The organism is Actinosynnema sp. NPDC023658, assembly GCF_040639995.1.
Taxonomy (GTDB): domain Bacteria; phylum Actinomycetota; class Actinomycetes; order Mycobacteriales; family Pseudonocardiaceae; genus Actinosynnema.
The window spans coordinates 1-446 of sequence record NZ_JBFAAX010000419.1; the positions used below are offsets into that span (position 1 = coordinate 1).

The following is a 446-nucleotide window of genomic DNA, read 5'->3' on the forward strand; positions in this document are numbered from 1 at the left end:
GCGGTCATCAGGGCCGGGTGCTCGGCCACGGCGGCCAGCTGGTGCGGGAAGAAGTATGGGAACGGCCACCGCAGCAGCGTGCCGACGAGCAGCGAGACCGGGCCCAGGACCAGCGCGGCCGCGCCCACCCACCGGCCGGGGAACGTGTAGTCGGTTGTCATGGTGGACAACTTCCCATCGGGCGACCCCAGGGCGGATCGGTCCACAGTCCGGAGTTCAGGGTCGGACCACGGTCCGATACGGCCGCACGAACGGTCTGTCCGCTGTGGACACGTCCCCGAGAGGCCCGGCCACGCGCAGCACCACGTCGAGCGCCCGCGCCGGGTCGGACCGGTACACCTGGCTGAACCACGCCATGTTCGCCTCCACCACCACGACCTCGGCACGCGGGTCGTCCGGCGGCCCGGTCAACCCCACGTCCACCACGACCGCCCCCGGCAGCCCGG

Annotated in this window: 1 protein-coding gene; it reads right to left on the minus strand. The window is 72.6% G+C overall.

Going from position 1 to position 446, the window contains the following annotated elements; all coding sequences use genetic code 11:
• Positions 1-216 precede the first annotated feature (216 nt).
• On the minus strand, positions 217-446 hold a 230-nt coding region (locus tag AB0G02_RS27905), incomplete at its 5' end, for a hypothetical protein (RefSeq protein WP_360799381.1).